The sequence below is a fragment of the Bradyrhizobium erythrophlei genome (assembly GCF_900129505.1).
Lineage (GTDB): Bacteria > Pseudomonadota > Alphaproteobacteria > Rhizobiales > Xanthobacteraceae > Bradyrhizobium > Bradyrhizobium erythrophlei_D.
The window spans coordinates 3,329,300-3,348,525 of record NZ_LT670818.1; the positions used below are offsets into that span (position 1 = coordinate 3,329,300).

The following is a 19,226-nucleotide window of genomic DNA, read 5'->3' on the forward strand; positions in this document are numbered from 1 at the left end:
GCGGGCGCGAGGCGGTTATCCGCGGCAGCACCTGACCTGGTGGAAGTTGGGGAATGATTCTCGACTCCGTTTCTGCGATGCAGCATGTGCCCCGGGAGGTCCGGGACGCAATTCGGACTACTGTTGATTACAGTTTCGTTTGAAAGGATGAAAACCCGTGAATGATGCCAATATGAAAGTCGAAGTGAATGCCAATCCGCCGAATACGAACGGCCATGCTAACGAAAAGCACGGCTTTGACATGCCGCTTTTCGCAATGCCGGGGATCTTCCATGGGATCGCCGAGCAGAGCGTCGTGCGGGCAAGGGACAACTGCGAGAAGATAAAGGCTGCCTCGGGGGAGATAGCCGAAATTCTCCGAGAAACCTACACGACCAACGCAAAGGGCGCCGCAGACTACGGGGTCAAGGTAATCGAGATCTCGGGCGTCAACACCAACTCCGCTTTCGATTTTCTTACCAATCTCATGGACACGAAGTCGCTATCGGAAATCATACAGCTGTCAGCCACGCAGAGCCGCAAGAATTTCGAAGCCACGTCCGCGCAGAACAGGGAACTTTGGGAGCTCGCTCAGAAAGTCGCGACCGAGACGGCCGTGCCGATCAAGAGGAACTTCACCAGAGTCCTGCAGAAAGCCTCCTGAACCGAACTTTTGCAGGCCGCCGGGATCAGCTGGAACAAGCGCCTCCCGCGAGAAGAGGTGCAGTCCAGCCGATGGCGAAGGGGCACGTTGCTACGACACAAAAGCGAAACAGGGAGGATCAAGATGGGCATCGTTATGATCAAATGCCCTCAAACGGGACGCGAGATCCCGACAGGCATCAAAGCGGATCGGGAAAGGTTTCGATGCAGTGCGGTGTTCTTCGCGCGCACCTACTGCTCAATCTGCCAAGCCAATCACGAATGGTTCGCCAAGGAAGCCTGGGTTTACGAGCCGAGCTAGATAGCGGAGACGATGTGCTGAGGGTCGGCCTTTAGTCAATTGCGTCAATGACCTCTTGCCCGTGGGCCAGTCGCCCCGTGGGTTTGCGTGTTCCGCTGCGCTTCATCCACCTTGGCCAACAGGGGATCTCGAGCGCGCGGAGTTTCGTGCACCGGCGGGGCGTGAATGCGAGGCTTCATTTCTTCAGGCGAAACAATACGATCGATTCTACGGCGTATGACCTCGTAGCACTCGCATGCCACTGCTTCGAGCCGCGGTCTGTCAATCTCGATCAAGCCGCGCCGATTAGATCGGATAGCCCGCGACGTCCGAAGCTTGTGCACAACATGCGTCACCGTCGTTCGTCGTACGCCAAGCAGCTCCGAAAGTGCCTCTTGCGTCAGCGGTAGGGAGTCACCGTCAACTCGATCGTGGATATGGAGCAACCACCGGGCCATGCGGGCCTCGGCGGAATGCAGCGCATTGCAGGCGGCCACGTGCTGGAATTGCGCCAGCAGCGCCCTGGTGTGGATCTGGACCGCATGTCTGATGGCGCCACTGTGGCGGAGAGCCGCATGAAATCGCGCTGGAGAAATTTGCAATGTGGTCCCGGCCACGCGTACGACCGCCGTCATCGGAGAGCGGGAGGGTCCCAGCGCGGATAAGATGCCCACGGCTCCCTCATTCCCGACCACCGCGGTTGCGACCGTTTGTCCGTTCGGCATGTCCATGATGAACGCGATCGTCCCGCTGCGGGGAAAGTAGATCTGTTCAATTGGATCTCCCGATCGCACCAGCACGGCGTCGCGTTCAAGCGATACTTTCCGGAGGTAAGGAGCAAGCAAATCGAGGTCTGCCGGCGGCAACGCAGCTAACAGTCGATTGCCAACCCTGGTCCTGTGCTCCATCACGGGAAAGCTCCTTCCCTCGACGGACGCGCGGTTCGCTGCAGAAGATTTCCTGCCTGGCGCCAGGCTGCGTGCGGAAACCTTTGACGCCTGATACCAAAACCCGCCGCGCCGCATAAAGTTCCAATGGATAGATTTTGGCAGGTTGGATATCAGCCGCCCGCGCCAGATAACCTCGGCGGCTGGGCCCCGTTGGGCTGTCGGTCTCGGGCCGGACGATCCTAACGACGATATCGAACCGAATAGAGATGCCATAAAGGGCGGACGGCGGACACAAGGCCTAGCCAAGTTACTTCACGGCCAGCCCGCTCGCGTGAGCGCGCACCAGCCCTCTCTCTGGTCAAAAAAGGCCCCTAGTCTAAAAACTCACCAATAGGCCAAACTACGGCGAGCGCCCGCCCGGATAGGCCTAATGTCCAAAAACGGACTTCTCGGGAATGTCGGCTTTTTGGCGCAAATCGGACCTACGCGTCCGCCGTCAAAGGCCGTTGTCGGCTCTTGCGCCGGCTCTCACGCAAGGAGTGCGGCTATGCCTTGTTCAAAGCCTGCGCGATGTCCGCGATCAGATCAGGCGGGTGTTCGATGCCGATCGACAGCCGGATCGTGGAGTCGAGAACGCCTATTTTTTGGCGGATGTCAGCCGGAACGCCGGAGTGGGTCATGCTTGCGGGCAGGCTGGCAAGCGATTCGGTGCCGCCCAGGCTCACCGCCAGCTTGAAGATTTGCAGCGCGTTCAAGAATTTGAATGCGGCGGCTTGGCCGCCGACAATGTCGAAGGAGAACGTGGAGCCAGCGCCGGTGCATTGCCTCGCGAACAGACGGCCGGCGGGGGAGGCCTCTTCGTGGTGGCCAAGGTAGTGGACTTTCGCGACCTTGGCGTGGTCGCGCAGGTAATCCGCCACGAGCCGCGCGTTTCTGTCAGCTTTTTCCATGCGGATGCTCAGTGTTTCGAGCGACCGGCTGATCATCCAGCAGGAATGGGGGTCCAGTTGGGTGCCGATGGCGCCTCGCAACGCCTTGATGTCTTTCATGAGGGCTCTTGAGCCGAGCGCAGCGCCCGCGATCAGGTCGGAATGACCGCCGATATATTTGGTTAGCGAGTACAACGAAAGATCCGCGCCGTGTTCGATCGGCCGCTGAAACACCGGCCCCAGTAGCGTATTGTCGCAGGCGACGATCGGCGCGTGCCCCTGAGCCTGGCCGATGATCTCAGCAACGCGGCGGACCATCGCGATATCAACCAGGCCGTTGGTGGGATTTGCCGGGGTTTCGATGAAAATCATCGCTACCCGGCCTTTTCGCAGGGCGTCCCCCGCCGCCAGCCTGACTGCGGCTTCGTCGATGCCGTCGGCAAAGCCCACCGCTCCGATGGAGAGGCCCGCAAGCGTCTTTGCAAACAGAGTTTCCGTCCCGCCATAGAGCGGTTGAGAGTGCAGAATGACGTCGCCAGGGCGGGCGAACGCGAGGATCGTGGTCGCAATCGCCGCCATGCCGGACGAGAACAGTGCGCATTTCTCGGTGCGCTCGTAGACAGAGAGCCTGTCCTCGACGATCTCGCTGTTGGGATGATTGAACCGCGAATAAACCAGGCCCGCACCCATCCCCTCGGGAGGCTCGCGCCGACCGGAGACGAAATCGAAGAAGTCCTGTCCGTCTTCGGCGGTCCTGAAGACGAAGGTCGAGGTCAGAAAGACCGGTGGTTTGACGGCTCCTTCCGACAGTTGTGGATCGTAGCCGTAGTTCAGCATGAGCGTTTCGGGATGCAGCATGTGGTTGCCGATATGGGTCTTCGACGGGAAAGGTTTCACCATGGCCTGCCTCGCTGTCTGGATTCGGAACGTCGCCCTACGTTTTGCAGCCTTCCGCAATGACCACGCGGTCAGCAGCGATTGATGCGACGGCATCCAACGGCTCCAGTCAAGGTTGCCAGGATCAGCGTACCCAACATCCGAGACTGATTTCAGTTCACCGAGGCGGATTTCGCGGCGCTCATCCTTGGGGGGATCGGCGTCCAAAATTGACCCCCTATAGGTTGGCCTGTTGCGCTGCCTGCTTTCGAACGAAGCAGGTGGTGGGGGATGCTGGTCGTGGAGACGATTGCGCGGATTCGGCGCGAGCACTTTATCAAGGGCAAGACGATCAAAGAAATCGCCCGGGACCTGAAGGTGTCGCGGAACACGGTCCGCAAGGTTCTGCGGTCAGGCGAGACATCCTTCGAGTACGATCGGGAAGTCCAGCCGCGACCAAAGCTGGGCGGGTGGACGGCAGATCTCGACGAACTGCTGGCTGGGAATGCGTCAAAGGCTGCTCGTGAGCAGCTGACGTTGATCCGCATCTTTGAAGAGTTACGCGGGCGCGGCTATGACGGTGGCTACGATGCCGTGCGTCGCTACGCCCGGCGCTGGGGCAAGGAGCGCGGACAATCAACGGCTGCGGCCTACGTCCCATTGAGCTTTGCGCCAGGTGAAGCCTACCAGTTCGACTGGAGCCACGAGGTTGTTCTGCTGAATGGCGTAACGGTGATTGTGAAGGCCGCCCATGTCCGGCTCTGTCACAGTCGCATGCTGTTCGTGCGAGCTTATCCGCGCGAGACGCAGGAGATGGTGTTCGACGCCCACGACCGGGCGTTTGCTCTGTTCAAGGGCACCTGCGGGCGCGGCATCTACGACAACATGAAGACCGCGGTGGAGACGATCTTCGTGGGCAAGAATCGCCACTACAATCGTCGATTCCAGCAGATGTGCAGCCACTACCTCGTCGATCCCGTCGCCTGCACGCCGGCATCCGGCTGGGAGAAGGGGCAGGTCGAGAACCAGGTCGGGCTGGTCCGTGAACGCTTCTTCACGCCGCGGTTGCGGTTCAAAAACTATGACGAGTAGAACGCATGGCTGCTGGATAAATGCATCGCCTACGCCAAGGCGCATCGCCATCCAGAACTGACCGAGCAGACAATCTGGGATGTGTTCGAGGCGGAACGGCCAAAGCTCGTTCCCTATGCCGGCCGGTTCGACGGATTCCGCGCGGTGCCGGCGTCGGTCTCAAAGACCTGCCTGGTCCGCTACGACAACAATAAATACTCGGTGGCGGCAAGCGCGGTCGGACGGCCCGTCGAGGTTCACGCCTATGCCGATCGCATCGTGATCCGCCAGGACGGTCGGATCGTCGCTGAGCATCCTCGCTCGTTCGGCCGTGGCGAGACGGTCTATGACCCCTGGCATTACGTACCCGTGCTGGCCCGCAAGCCCGGCGCCTTGCGTAATGGCGCGCCCTTCAAGGACTGGGTGCTGCCGGCCGCGATGGAACGTGTGCGGCGCAAGCTCGCCGGCGTCGACGACGGCAATCGACAAATGGTCGACATCCTCAACGCTGTACTGACCGACGGCTTGCCCGCAGTCAAGGCTGCCTGCTCCGAGGCAATCGCCCACGGCGTTCATTCCGCCGACGTCGTCCTCAACATTCTGGCCCGCCAGCGTGATCCCGGCCCACCGGCCACGATCCTCACCCCAGCCGCCCTGACGCTGCGACACGCGCCGATTGCCGATTGTGCCCGTTACGACAACCTCCGGAGAACCATCTGATGGAACGCACTCAACTCTTCGATCTCATGGGCGAGCTCAAGCTCTACGGCATGAAGGCCGCTTACGATGAGATCATGGCCACCGCCGTCAAGCGCCAGCATGAACCGCAGCGCATCGTCGGCGATCTGCTCAACGCCGAGATCAGCGAGAAACAGGCGCGCTCGATCAAATACCAGCTCACCATCGCCAAGCTGCCACTCGCCAAGGATATCGACGACTTCCGGTTCGAAGGCACGCCGATCAACCAGACGCTCGTCAACGACCTCGCCGGCGGTGGCTTCATAGCCCAGCAGCGCAATGCCGTGCTGGTCGGCGGGACCGGCACCGGTAAAACCCACCTTGCCATCGCCATTGCCCGCAGCTGCATTCGGTCAGGTGCCCGTGGTCGGTTCTACAACGTCGTCGACCTCGTCAACCGGCTTGAGACCGAGACCCGCAACGGGCACCAAGGCGGGCTTGCCGAGCATTTGACGCGGATGGATCTCATCGTCCTCGACGAACTCGGCTATTTGCCCTTCGCCCAGGCCGGCGGACAGCTCCTGTTCCACCTCGTCAGCAAGCTGTACGAGCGCACGTCCATCATCGTCACCACGAACCTCGCCTTCGGCGAGTGGCCCAGCGTGTTCGGCGACGCCAAGATGACGACCGCGTTGCTCGACCGCCTTACACATCACTGCGACATCGTCGAAACCGGGAATGAAAGCTGGCGATTCAAAAGCCGCGACGATGAGCAAACAACCCGCGCTCGCCCCGTCTCCGCAACCCCGACCAGCTCCGACGGCGCGAGCGCTGCCGTCAAGACCCGCCGCTCAAGGGGGTCAAAATTGGACGCCGATCAGGGGTCAATTTTGGACGCCGATTGACAAACCGCGGCGCCGCCATGGACGTCGGAGGTTGGCTGCGGAGGCTTGGCCTCGAACAATATGAGGCGGCATTCCGCGAGAATGAGATCGACGGCGCAGTCCTGCCGAGTTTGACGGCAGAGGACCTGAAGGGATCTAACGGGTGTGACGTATGGGGACGCGTCCTATTCCAACGGGTCGCGCGAAATTCTCGATCAACGAGTCGCAACTCTAGAAAAGTGCAGTGATTGCAAAGATAAAGGGCTGCCAAACGGCTTGATCAAATAACCGTCAGCGTAATCTTGAACTGGAGTTTAATGGGGCTGGCTCGTTAGCACCTTACATCTAAATCCAGCCGAGCATTCGGATGGTCCCAATACGAAAGCTCGCTTCGAATCACGTCGGGTGTGCCGTTCAGAAACGACGAACTCCTGACGCGCAGGCTTCACCAGATTTAAGTTCAAAAAAGGTATCGATCAGCGCATCAGGGTTGGACCCTTGATAAATCCGGATCTGTCGACATCGGACGCAGAGTGTTGGATTCCCGCGCCGCAGCGATGATCGCAGGCTCTGGGAGCCGGATGGGCGGAACTGCCTGGTAGTGCTCCCATCCGCCACCGAGCGCCTTGTAGAGCGCAACCAGCTGAACGCCTGCAATCCGCCGGGAGATCTCGTATTGGGCTTCGATTTCAAACCGCTGTCGCTCGGCATCGAGGACGTTGAGGAAGTCTGTGAGACCTCTCTCGTAGCGGTCGGTCGAAAGCCTGACTGCGTCAAGCGCGGCACTGCGGGCGCGGGAAAGGCTGTTCAAGCGACTCTGTTCGGCGTTGTAACCGGCAATCGCCTGGTCTACCTGCTGCACGGCACCCAGCACATTCGCCTTGTATCGAAGCAGCGCTTCGCGGGCCCGATAGTCAGCCACCTCGATACGCGCATCCAGAGTCCCGAAGTCCAGCACCGGCCAGTAGAGCGCCGGACCAATCCCGCCGATGAACGTAATGGATGTTCCGGTAGCAGCAAGCGGACCGCCCTGGCCGCCTATGGCAGTTGTCACAGCCACGCGCGGAAAAAGATCGGCGATCGCAGATCCCATGCGGGCTGTCGCGGCCCCCACCTCGAATTCCGCTTGCTGGATGTCCGCACGTCGCTGCAACAGACTGACCGGCAGACCGATCGGAACCTTGGTCGGAAAACGCGGAGCGGGTCCATCCGCTCTCAGTACCAACGTCTCCGGATACTGTCCGAGCAAGGCGGCGATGACGTACCGGCTGGACTGGACCTGACCCGCGAGCGGCCCGAGGCCGGCCTCGAAGGTGGCCAGCTGGCGTTGCGCCAGCGTCACATCGAGCTCGTTGGTGAGTCCCTGGTTGAAGCGGTCCTGCACGAACTGGAGACGCCGCCGGGCGGATTCGATGTTGCTGCGCGTTACGGCGATCTGCGCCTGAAAACCTCGCAGCTCGATGTACGCGCGAGCTACGTCGGCGATGACCGACACGAGCACCGCGTCGCGGGCCTTCGCGGCAGCCAGCGCATCCAAATGGGAGGCTTCGATCTCGCGACGCAGCTTGCCAAAGATATCAAGCTCCCACGCCGCGTCGAAACCGCCGGCTTCGTTTATGTGATTAAAGCCGGTCGTGTTGGCCGCACTATGCAGCGTGTCCGAGATGCGCGCGCGCGTATTGTCCGTACCGGTTCCAACAGCAGCGCCCGCTGACAATTCGCCGTTCGGAAGCGCCGCGCCAATCGCGACGAATTGCTGCGCGCGTGCTTGTTGCAGTCGCGCAAGCGTGATTGCGATTTCCGGATTGGCCGCGATTGACCGCTCGACAAGCGAAACAAGTTGAGGGTCCCGGAAGGAGCGCCACCATTGCGCGAGATTGACGCTTGCCACGAGCTCGGAAGCCGGGACAGTCTCGCTGGTGTTCATCCTGGCGATGTAGCTTTTCGGAAGCCCCGCTTTGGGAAGGTTGAAATCAGGGCCGACCGAGCAGGACGACAAACCTGTGGCTCCTAAGCAAGCAATCAAACTTCCAAGTACCCGCTCAGAAAGACGTGATCCCATGCTGCCCCCCGCCTCTATCAGCCTTTTGACAACTTCAGCCTGATTTCCCCTCGGCGCCTTCACATCGTGGTCTTATTCATGATTTTCCCGCAAGCCAAACGCCGACGTCGTGCGCATCAACGTTCCTCCCAAAGGCGATTTGGCTGTCAGGGTTCAGTTCTACGCTCACGCCTTCCTTGAGACCGGACTCGATCTGCACATCCCCATCGTCGGCGCCGATCCTGGCGTCTAGTGCACGTCGTGCAAGGCTCGAACCATATGAAACTGTATGACGTGTCGAAATCCCGGGCGTGGCGGACATTGCTTTGGGACACGGACATGGTCCGCGCCTCCGTCATCAAAAACGGAAGCGCACTCCAACCGTGGGATCGATGTTGCTGTGCTGGAAGAAGCCGAAGCCCAACCCGCCATGCACCTGGTTGAACATCATGCCGAAATAGAGATCCCACTTTGGTGCAAATCTCCAATCCACTGCGGCAGAAATCGCATCATACGTCCCGGCGCATTGCGCATGCGAGCTGTCGGAGCAGAAGAGGAGCCCTCCAATCGGGGTGCCGAACCACGAATTCTGGATGTAATGGTAATAGGCGCCGATCACATCCAAGTCACCCGTGACGGCGTATTTCGCGCCGGTCCACATGATCTGTAAGACTCTGTTACCAAGGCCGTTCACGCCAAAGGCCGCATTGTTGATATTCGTGTTGTTGAACCCCGCGCAGCCCAGGCAAAGAAAGTTTCCCGCGATATCCGTGAAGGCGGTCTGCGGATCGCTGGGCGCCGTAAATCGAAAGTATTCGTAACCGGCGTACAGCTTCAGCGGCCCGGTCGTGTATTTCGCAGCGAACATCGCCGCGGTATTGTCCGAGATCGTCGCGGTGAGCGTCTGGGGCAGGAACGGAGGAATCGGCATCCCAAAGGCGTTATTGCTTCCCGGCGCAAGCGCGAGCGCCACGGAATCCGTGACATGGCTGTAGATGACGTCAACCGAGAGCATATCCTTGCCCCATGTCGGGAAATCGGCACCTACGCCGAACTGGTAGGCTCCATTGGAGGCATTGTTTTGGCCGTAGCCACCGAACTGCCACAGCGCCGCTGCCCGGAAGTGGTCGAGGAAGTTGATCCGATATTTCAGCGACGTTGTGTTTCTGCAGTTTTGGGTATTGCCGCCGCCGCAGGTGATCCCCTGAAAGCCGATCGGCGAGAAGGCGTAGGAGGCGCCGAATGGATCGTAGTCGAAGACGGCATCCAGTGTCAGCGAGTTCTGTCGGAAAACAGTCAGTGTGCCATAGGTCGGAGAACTGACGCCGACGTAACCTTGGCCGTCGTAAAACTGGCCCGCCCGGCTGGAGTCGGAGTAGGAGTCTTGCAGATTTTGGGGAACGCCGTTCATCGCGGCAATTGATCCCGGTCCATTCGAGAGGCGCAGGGAGTAGGGGTCGAAGCCGGCATCGAGATCAAATACGACAGAAAAGTCCCCGCCGATCGGTTCGTTTCCCTTGATCCCAATGAATGAATTGCTCATCGCGTTGGCTGCACGGGTCCACATTGATCCCTGGTTCTGTTTCTGGATCAGGTATGAGGAGGTGACAGCGGATATTGAGTCAAAAGGCGCGCCGTGGCTTTGCCAGCCAAACCCCATGTCCACAGCGCCGAAGAGCGTGATGCCGTGCCAGGTCAGCTGGCAGTTGGTCGTGATGAAATCCGCGGGGTCGGCGCATGGTTGCGGCGCGGCTGTCGACAGCGTCGTGGCTGGCGATACCTTTGTCGGCAAGTCGTCAGCGGCCCATGCATCCGCGGCGTATGAGGCGCCAAGAGTTGCGAGGAGGAACGCTGCGCAAATAGTAAACTTTGCCATGAGGAAGCTCCCGACGATCAGGACTACGCTCATGCGCCAAGCTTGCTCTTTGGCTGCGTGCGCCGCAACAGCTTGCCTCACTCTTAGGCGCGGCTTGTGCAAAAAAATCTTTGCCTGTGGCTCTATCGCCACACGCCGTAGGGCGGTCCCATGCTTCAGCGACTCCTAGTCAAGGCCGAAGCGATGCGACCGAGACGAGATGTGTTGGCGGCGTCGGCCATGGGCGCGCCGCCATGACGTGTCGGCAGCGAAGGCTGGTTCCCTTGGCAATCCGGACCAGCCCGCCGAAGGAGCGAGCGGCACATCGCGCCTGCGTAAACGAAAACGCGCCCGGTGCGGGGGTCGAAGCTCCGCGCGCGCAGCAGTTGGGATTAAACGACAATTTAATGGCGGCGCTCCCAGGAGCTACTTACATGTCAGCCATGCAAGCGATGCACAAGCCAATCTCAATCACACTCATGGAGTGACGAACGATGTTCACCTCACGTAGAAGCTTACTCGCCGGCGTTGGCGGCGTTTCTCTTGGAGCCGCCGTAAATGCTCTCCAACCGCGTCAGGCAAGTGCCGGCGAGGCCGCCTTGCCGGTCGCGGCTGAGGGGGGAGAGGAGCTTACTGCTGTGGCCGTGAACGACGCGCTGGAGGGAGCCTATGGTCGGCACGAAGGCAAAAGACGAAATCACACGAAGGGATTAGGTGCCGTCGGCTACTTCGTCGGGACCAAGGAGGCTGCAGAGCTCTCGCGGTCGGGGCTGTTTGCAGGGGACAGGATCGAGGTGATCGCCAGGTTCTCGACCGCCGGTGGCGATCCGAAAGCATCCGATTCCGAGCGCAGCCCGCGTGGGATGGGGCTGGAATTTCGGCTCAAGGGCGGAGCCTTGCATCATATGACGATGATTCACACCCCGATGTTCTTCGCAAGGACGCCGTCCACCTTTCTCGACAAGTTCCTGGCGCTCGCCAAGGACGTGCACACAGGCAAAGCCGATCCCGGCAAGTTGGCTGCCTTCATGAAACAGCATCCCGACCAGGCCGCGCAGTTTCATTTCCTGGAGACCAACAATCCTCCTGCGAGCTACGCCAATTCTGCTTTCTACGGGATACATACCTTCCGCTTCATCGACCACAATGCACGGCCAACGAACGTGCGCTGGCGCTTCATGCCGGAAGACGGCGAGAAGACGCTGACGGACGCACAATTGGCGCAGAAGCCGCATGATTTTCTCGATGATGCCTTTCGAGAGCGCTTGAAGGAAGGCCCCATTCATTGGCACATGATTGTGACGATCGGCGAACCCGGCGATCCGGAAGACGATCCGACAATTCTCTGGCCTTCAGGGAGGCGTGAAATCAGGGCAGGCACGTTGACGCTGATCTCCTCGTCGCCGGATCAGGAATCGGGAGCCTACACCATCAATTTCGATCCCATGCTGATGGCCGATGGTGTCGAGCCAACCAATGATCCGATCCTGAGCTTCCGCTCCTCCTCCTATGCGATCTCGCATTCAAGAAGGCTCACCGAGGTATCCAGCAAAAGCGCAACAGATTGAGCGCAAGCTCACTAGGTAGCAGAGGGTGACCGACAGCCAGCTCAGCGAGCTGTCCCTGTCGGAAACCTAATCCGCTAGCATCGCCAACTTGTTGTGGGGAGCGCCGAGAATCCATGGAGAGCTTCTCAAGCTCGGCATCGAAATGTTTCAAGTGCATCCGCAACGATGTCCTCGATTGCGGCGTTCGCGGCTCTGGTGAATCAAGAGCTTCCTAATGTCTAACAGAGCAATGAAAATCGCTGTTGCATTGTCCATAGTCTTGACCCCTCCTGCCGCCTCATTTGCGCGAGGGGGAGGAGGACACGGGGGCGGATACGGGGGATTTGCGCGCCTCGGGGGATTTGGGCGCCTCGCAGGTTCGGCGGGAACGGGAAATGTGCCGATCAGTGGTATTCCGCGCGGCCCTGCGAACGCCGGTGGATTGAATAACGCGACGGTCGATCCCAGCGGGTATGGCGACGCTTCGAGGATGGGTACTCTACCGCAGCCGAACATAGCCGCTCCGACGCAGCCGGGTGGCTCGCGAAATCCGGCCGCACCTCTGTCGATGAACTTAAACCAGCAACCGCTGCCGGAGGCACTGGGGGGAGGGGGTCGCCAGCCGCGCGCCGATCAAGTGCCTTCGGAGCAAAGCCTGATGGATCCGAACGGTCCATACAATCGGGAGCTTAGTCGGGAGAACGCGGCGGTTGACCGCATGCTCAACATTTGTCGCGGTTGCTGACCTCATGACCGTTGAACTCACGTAACGCATAACGAACCTACATCGCATTCTGGACCACGTGTACGCAGCTCAGAGAATAAAGATGCTGATCCACCTGCCGATCATTATTCTGACTTCCCTGCACCCCACGCCTATCGCGGATACCGTGCCGAAATTCGAAATCGCGCGGGAGTGCCAGTTCGAAGGCGGCTTGAAGGAGGACCTGAATAGGTGCATGACCGATGAGACGCAAGCGCGCGAGCAACTTCAAACGAAATGGACACAATATACTCCCAGCGAAAAAAAACGGTGTAACCAGGTAGCCGACACGAGCGGCATTTCGAGTTATGTCGAATTGCAGGTCTGTCTCGAAATGGAGAGAGATGTGAAGCAGGAGGAGGTTGGGAAGATGTGAAGGTCGCGTTGCCAGGTAGTGCGTGGCCTGCACGGTTCACGGACCGAAGGCGCTACTCGCAGATCCAACTAGGCGACTTTAGAACAGAATTGTCTCGGCGTGTTACGTACCGACATCAGAACCGTGCCGGGTCGCCGACGTGGTGATCGAATAAGCGAGCGGATATTCGCTTCTGTGCACCGACGAACACTGAAATGTCTGCTTATCGGGCGAGACCGGAAGTGATCGACGGGCAGTCGGAATGACGCGAATCGTTGGTTGCAGAGGACTGGGGCAATGTATGGCCGGTTACGGCCTTGAAAGCAGGTCGGCTTCGGGCGCGCGCGGACTTGGATGCGAGTTGGCGGCGAATGATCCTTCGCACATAACGCAAACGACATCCGCAGCGTTTTTACTGAAGCAATGCTGACAGGCGATCATCTAACATTCCTTCTTTTGCGGTCCTTGCCGATTTCAATTCGAATTTAATGCCTTAAAAACCAATTTAATGGTCGTGCCGCTTGGCTCAAGTAATATGTCAACGCGGAAAGAGCGATCGTCGGACGGGCCGGAAGGGCTATTCAAATGTGGATTGTTCAAGTCGCCCTCAAGCGCCCTTACACGTTTATCGTGTTGGCATTTCTCATTGCGATCTTCGGTTCGCTGGCGGCGGTGCGGACGCCGACCGACATCTTCCCGAGCATTAATATTCCTGTTGTCAGCGTGGTCTGGACCTATTCCGGGCTGCTGCCGAAGGACATGTCAGACCGCGTCATCTACTATTACGAACGCCAGCTGACCTCGCAGGTCAACGGCATCCAGCATGTCGAGTCGCAGTCGCTGAGCGGCTACGGCGTCGTCAAGATCTTCTTCCAGAAGGGTGTCGACATCGGGGCTGCGCTCGCTCAGGTGACCGCCGTGTCGCAGACCGTCCTAAAGCTCCTGCCGGCTGGCATCACTCCGCCCTATGTCCTCAGCTACAACGCATCGAGCGTTCCGATCCTCAATCTGGCGCTCTCGAGCAAGAAACTGCCCCAAGATAAGCTATTCGATCTTGGCCAGAATTTCATTCGTCCGCAGCTCGCAACCGTCAACGGTGCCGCCCTGCCTTCGCCTTATGGCGGCAAAATTCTTCAGGCTCAGGTCGACCTCGATCAGCGGGCGATGCAAACGCACAAAGTATCGGCCGACGATGTCGTCAACGCGATCTCCGCGCAGAACCTGGTTCTTCCGGCTGGCACCGAGAAAATCGGCAAGTTCGAGTGGAACGTCGATCTCAATGCAAGTCCAACCCTGCTGGATCACATCAACGACCTTCCGCTGAAGAAGGTCGACGGCACAGTCATTCATATTCGCGACGTCGCCTATGCGCATGACGGCTCGCCGCCGCAGACCAATATTGTTCGGGTCAATGGCGCCAGGGCCGTGCTGATGTCGATCCTCAATGCCGGGTCGGCCTCGACCCTGGACATTATCGCCGGCATCAAGGCGCGACTGCCCAGGATCGAGGGGGGGTTGCCGTCCGGGCTCGACCTCAAGATGGTCGGGGATCAGTCGCCCTTCATCAGGTCCGCCATCTCCGGCGTTGTTCGCGAAGGCGTCATTGCCGCCGCGCTGACCGGACTGATGATCCTGCTGTTCCTCGGAAGCTGGCGCTTGACCATCATCGTCCTGATCACGATCCCGCTCGCTATCCTGTTCTCACTCACCGCCCTGTCCTGGCTCGGCGAAACGATCAATACGATGACGCTCGGGGGGCTCGCGCTTGCGGTTGGAATCCTGGTCGACGAGAGCACCGTTACACTTGAAAATATGAACTGGCATCTGGAGCAGGGCAAGGCGCTGGAACCGGCTATCCTGGACGGCGCCCAGCAGATCGTCATTCCGGCATTCGTCACGCTGGTCTGCATGTGCATCGTATTCGCGCCGATGTTCCAGCTTGGCGGCGTCGCCGGCTATCTGTTCATGCCGTTGGCGGAAGCCGTCATTTTCGCTCTTATCGGGTCCTTTCTGCTGTCCCGCACCTTGGTCCCGACCTTGGCCAAGTACTTGATGCGGGCGCCGCATCCGGCCCACGGCGCTGCCGATGATCGCGGAGGTCCGGTCGCCCCGTCGCGAAATCCGCTGAAGCGTTTCCAACTCGGATTCGAGCATCGGTTCGAGCAAATCCGCGACGCCTACCACAGACTTCTCTCGCGCGCGCTCGGGCGTCCGAAGTTGTTTGCCGCCGGATTCCTGGCTTTTGTCGTGCCGTCGTTCGCCCTAGTGCCGTTTCTCGGCCAGAATTTCTTTCCGTCCGTCGATGCCGGGCAAATCCTGATCCATGTGCGGGCGCAGGCCGGAACGCGCATCGAGGAAACCGCGCGCCTGTGCGACCAAGTCGACCAGGAAATTCGCCGGACGATTCCGCCGAATCAGCTCGCGAGCGTCGTGACCAATATCGGACTGCCGATCAGCGGCATCAACGTTGCCTATAACAACACCGGCACGATCGGTCCGTCGGATGCGGATATTATGATTTCACTGCACGAGAACCACGCGCCGACGGCGGGCTACGTCAAGCAGCTGCGGGCGCTGCTGCCGCAGAAATTCCCCGGCACAACCTTCGCATTCCTGCCGGCCGACATCGTGGCGCAGATCCTCAATTTCGGCCTGCCGGCGCCGATCGATCTGCAAGTGATCGGAAACAAGCAGGAGGCCAACTACGCTTATGCGACCGATCTCCTCAAGCGGATCCGCAAAGTCCCCGGGATCGCAGACCTGCGCATCCAGCAGACCTACAGCTATCCGCAAATCAATGTCGCGGTCGATCGGACGCTCGCGGACGAGGTTGGGCTGAGCCAGCGCGACGTCGCCGACAGCCTTCTCGTCACGCTGTCCGGCAGCGGCCAAGTGAAGCCGAATTTCTGGCTCAATACCAAGAACGGCGTGTCCTACCCGATCGTGGCGCAGACGCCGCAGTACCGGATCGACACCATGTCCGATCTCGCCAATGTTCCGATCACGTCCCAGAAATCCGGCACGCCGCAATATCTCGGCGGGCTCGCTGATTTTTCCATCGGTCCGAGCGCGGGAGTCGTATCGCATTACGATGCGCAGCCGGTGATCGATGTCTACGGCGCCACCCAAGGACGAGACCTTGGCGCGGTCGCCTCTGACATCCGCCGCATTATCGCTGAGACCAAAAAGGACGTCCCGGCCGGTTCCTACGTGGCGCTGCGCGGGCAAGTCCAGACCATGACGAGTGCCTATGACCAGCTCTATCTCGGCCTGCTCAGCGCGATCGTGCTGGTTTATCTGGTGATCGCGGTCAATTTCCAATCCTGGCTCGATCCGCTCATTATCATCTCGGCCTTGCCCGGGGCGCTCGCCGGCATTGTCTGGATGCTGTTCATGACCGAGACGACGTTGTCGGTCCCTGCGCTGACGGGGGCCCTGATGTGCATGGGCATTGCCACGGCAAACAGCGTTCTGATCGTCAGTTTCGCGCGCGAAAAGCTCGAGGAAGGGTTGGACGCGACCGCCGCGGCGCTCGAGGCCGGGTTCACCCGTTTCCGACCGGTGATGATGACCGCGCTCGCGATGCTCATCGGCATGATGCCCATGGCATTCGCGATGGGTGACGGCGGTGAGCAGAACGCTCCGCTCGGGCGAGCCGTGATCGGCGGGCTCCTTATTGCAACGTTGGCGACGCTGTTCTTCGTTCCCACGGTGTTCAGCCTTTTGCATCGCCGCCACAGTCGCGCGCCCGAGGGGAGGCCGGGTTTCGACGAGATCGCGGAACCTGTCACCTGAAGGGAGAACCGACGTGTCGGAACACGAAGACAAAGCGCCAGAAGCTATTCCGGCGAAGCGGCAGCCGCGCACGATGTCACGATTGCTGAGCGTAAGTGCCGTCGCCGTCTTGATGGCGGTTGCCGCTGAGGGAATCTGGCATCGTCAGTTGCAAGAGAAAGCGGTCGCCGCATGGACTGACGCCGCCGCGATTCCCGTTGTCAACATTGTTCATCCCACCAAAGGCGCGCCGGAGCAGCAAGTCGTCCTGCCCGGCGATATCCATGCCTGGTACGAAGCGCCGCTTTACGCGAGGGTCAACGGCTACCTGAAAAATTGGTACTTCGACTTCGGCGCTCAGGTGAAGAAAGGTCAAGTGCTCGCCGATATCGACACGCCGCAAATCGACGCCGAGTTGACCGCCGCCAAGGCCAAGCTCAATGCGGCAAGCGCCGCGGTCAAGGTTCGGGACGCCGAAGCCCAGTTCGCCAAGACGACCTACGAGCGCTGGCGGGACTCGCCGCGCGGCGTGGTATCGGTCCAGGAACAGGACTCCAAACAGGCGGACTATCAGAGTGGCATGGCACGCCTCAACGCGGCCAAAGCCGATATGGCTGTGGCCCAGGCCGATGTTGATCGCCTGGAATCGCTGCAAGCCTTCAAGCAGGTGGTCGCCCCCTTCGATGGCACCGTGACCGCGCGCGAAACCGACATCGGTGCACTCATCAATGCCGGCAGCAACGGCACGGCGCGGGAACTGTTTAGCGTGGCGGACACTCACAAGGTGCGCATCTACGTCAAGGTGCCCCAGCGGCTGGCCGGTAACATTCACCGGGGCCTGACGGCCGAGTTACGGCTGCCGCAATATCCGGGCAAGGTCTTTATGGCAAAGGCAACATCGACCTCACGTTCGGTCAACACGTCATCTCGAACGCTGCTGGTCGAACTTCAGGCAGACAACCCGGCAGGGCTGCTTCAGCCCGGTACCTATGTCGAAGCTCAGTTGAACCTTCCGAGCGATCCCAACACCCTGCTGATTCCGTCAAGCGCGATATTGTTCCGGCAACATGGCCTGGAAGCCTCGGTAGTCGGCGACGGCGATAAGGTCACGCTGAAGAAGATCAGTTTGGGCCGGAATCTCGGAGTCCAGGTTGAAGTGACAGGCGGTCTCGTGCCGACCGACCGGATCGTCGATAGCCCACCTGATTCACTCGGATCTGGCGACGTCGTGCGCATTGCCGGTGGTCCCGCCCCAACCAACCCGCCGGTTGGGTCAGAAATGGAAGCTGAGGCGAACTAGGGCCGGCGGCTTGCGTCGGCCACGCACCCTGCCATCGCGATCATTGACGAAAGAATGAGGTAGCGTTTCGAAGGGGGGCAAGATCGGGTAGAGGATGGGAATGTCGCGCAGATCGAATCTTACCCCAAGAAGGTGATAAGGTTGCGTGAACCTTAGCAGCCAAATCGTCTCTGGAATGAAGGTTGATGCGCATGAAATCAGCTTTCGGCTTTCGGGAAAGTACTAGATACTACCATCGTTTTTTTGCGAGTCGGGGAATGTCGTGACGTGAAAGCGTCGTACGGAAATCAAACTGGATTTGTCAAACCTTCGATAATGGCAGGGGGCGGTATGAGTTCATTCCTTTCCGAGCGAGTATTTCGAAGTTGGATTGCCTGCTGGGGAGCCGTAGGTCTGTCGGCTTGCTCCGTCGGCCCTGATTTCCAGCTTCCCGAAACAGGGCTTCCGGAACACTACCTCGCTGGTGTGAACACCAGTAAGACTGTCCCGGCTTCCGAGCTCGTGGCAAGCGTCAATCTCACGCAATGGTGGCGCTCCTTTTGGATACGTTTTGCTATGGGATAGCAATGGACTGGGAAACAACGAAGGCTTCTGAAAGCATTAACAAAGGCCGCCAGAAACAACACCACCCCAGATTTCCGGTCCGATTTAAAAGCAGACATCAAGTCGCGGATGATCGATGTCCGCTCTTCCCTCAGCAGCGGACAATCGCCAGGGCGACTAGTTGGTCCGCTTTTGTGCCATTAGCGGAAGTCGCCGCGCTTTTTCAAAGGCGCGGGCCAGCAAGGACCCGATGACAAGGATGCATGACCGCAGCGGAGGACATCATTCGGGTACTGCGAGCGCAGGTTCCCATGAGCCAAGGCAAATCGCCTCACCTAGCGGACCTGAGAGAAATCTTCGACTGCCGCTCGCCTTCGTCTCTTTGACTGTCGTACTTCACCCGCAAGGACTGGAACGGCGTCACCACTCTCAAGTCCGCACGCGCCCATGGACCACGTTTTTTAACGGGGACAGTGCCTCCAATAAGCTGACGGCCGCTACCCTCCCGGCCGCAGAGGATAGCACAAGGCTGTTTCTACCCCGCGCAGGCGCGCCACGACGCTGGACAGTTTTTTAGCATATAAACGGGTTATCACCGACGTCGCAATTTTCCCCGTCCGGGGGCGCCGGGGGAAATGGACCGACGCTCGGCGCTGAAATGCCGACACGGCCGTCAATATGATGGGCGGTGGGGGAAGTGCTCGCATTGGCGTCCCTTGCGCGGCGGTGCCGCGAGGTTACATGGCTCGTGCGAGCCATAGCGGGAGTTGCGAGCATGACGGCGGCGATCAGTGCGGC

Annotated in this window: 12 protein-coding genes and 1 pseudogene; 9 read left to right on the plus strand and 4 right to left on the minus strand. The window is 59.7% G+C overall.

Annotated elements, in window-relative coordinates; genetic code table 11:
* The first annotated feature begins 157 nt into the window (after positions 1-157).
* Both B5525_RS15370 and B5525_RS15375 read left to right on the plus strand, forming a co-directional pair.
* A complete protein-coding gene (locus B5525_RS15370) occupies positions 158-643 on the plus strand; it encodes a phasin (protein ID WP_079566756.1) in 486 nt (161 codons plus the stop codon).
* Positions 644-766: 123 nt separating this feature from the next.
* On the plus strand, positions 767-943 hold the full coding sequence (locus B5525_RS15375) for a hypothetical protein (RefSeq protein ID WP_172899887.1): 177 nt from the start codon (positions 767-769) through the stop codon (positions 941-943).
* A 44-nt stretch (positions 944-987) separates the two neighbouring features.
* On the opposite strand, the gene B5525_RS15380 is transcribed toward B5525_RS15375, so the two are convergent.
* Positions 988-2,085 carry a Crp/Fnr family transcriptional regulator gene (locus B5525_RS15380; RefSeq protein ID WP_425305269.1) on the minus strand — a complete coding sequence of 366 codons (1,098 nt, stop codon included), beginning with the start codon at positions 2,083-2,085 and terminating at the stop codon, positions 988-990.
* 272 nt (positions 2,086-2,357) lie between these two features.
* A complete protein-coding gene (locus B5525_RS15385; RefSeq protein WP_079566757.1) occupies positions 2,358-3,641 on the minus strand; it encodes a cystathionine gamma-synthase family protein in 1,284 nt (427 codons plus the stop codon).
* 267 nt (positions 3,642-3,908) lie between these two features.
* Here B5525_RS15385 and istA point away from each other — a divergent pair.
* From istA to B5525_RS47810, 3 genes and pseudogenes are all read left to right on the plus strand, one after another.
* Positions 3,909-5,478: pseudogene (gene istA / locus B5525_RS15390) on the plus strand (IS21 family transposase).
* A complete protein-coding gene (gene istB, locus B5525_RS15395) occupies positions 5,408-6,271 on the plus strand; it encodes an IS21-like element helper ATPase IstB (RefSeq protein ID WP_079566758.1) in 864 nt (287 codons plus the stop codon). Before istA ends, istB begins: the two are co-directional and overlap by 71 nt.
* Before the next feature lie 17 nt (positions 6,272-6,288).
* Positions 6,289-6,498: an SAM domain-containing protein gene (locus tag B5525_RS47810; RefSeq protein WP_079566759.1), complete on the plus strand. Its 210-nt coding sequence runs from the start codon at positions 6,289-6,291 to the stop codon at positions 6,496-6,498.
* 236 nt (positions 6,499-6,734) lie between these two features.
* On the opposite strand, the gene B5525_RS15405 is transcribed toward B5525_RS47810, so the two are convergent.
* Both B5525_RS15405 and B5525_RS15410 read right to left on the minus strand, forming a co-directional pair.
* Positions 6,735-8,249 carry an efflux transporter outer membrane subunit gene (locus B5525_RS15405; RefSeq protein WP_172899888.1) on the minus strand — a complete coding sequence of 505 codons (1,515 nt, stop codon included), beginning with the start codon at positions 8,247-8,249 and terminating at the stop codon, positions 6,735-6,737.
* Positions 8,250-8,649: 400 nt separating this feature from the next.
* The gene (locus tag B5525_RS15410; RefSeq protein ID WP_154073244.1) at positions 8,650-10,167 is read right to left on the minus strand and encodes a porin; all 1,518 of its coding nucleotides are present in this window, start codon (positions 10,165-10,167) and stop codon (positions 8,650-8,652) included.
* Between the two features lie 473 nt (positions 10,168-10,640).
* On the opposite strand from B5525_RS15410, the gene B5525_RS15415 reads away from it, so the two are divergent.
* The 4 genes from B5525_RS15415 to B5525_RS15435 all read left to right on the plus strand — a co-directional run bounded on the left by B5525_RS15415 (position 10,641) and on the right by B5525_RS15435 (position 17,885).
* Positions 10,641-11,714, plus strand: coding sequence for a catalase family peroxidase (locus tag B5525_RS15415; RefSeq protein ID WP_079566762.1), 1,074 nt, complete (start codon positions 10,641-10,643; stop codon positions 11,712-11,714).
* An 806-nt stretch (positions 11,715-12,520) separates the two neighbouring features.
* Positions 12,521-12,832: a hypothetical protein gene (locus tag B5525_RS15425; protein ID WP_079566763.1), complete on the plus strand. Its 312-nt coding sequence runs from the start codon at positions 12,521-12,523 to the stop codon at positions 12,830-12,832.
* A 564-nt stretch (positions 12,833-13,396) separates the two neighbouring features.
* Entirely contained in the window at positions 13,397-16,606 is a 3,210-nt protein-coding gene (locus B5525_RS15430; protein WP_079566764.1) for an efflux RND transporter permease subunit, read from the plus strand.
* Positions 16,607-16,619: 13 nt separating this feature from the next.
* A complete protein-coding gene (locus B5525_RS15435) occupies positions 16,620-17,885 on the plus strand; it encodes an efflux RND transporter periplasmic adaptor subunit (protein WP_079566765.1) in 1,266 nt (421 codons plus the stop codon).
* Positions 17,886-19,226: the final 1,341 nt, after the last annotated feature.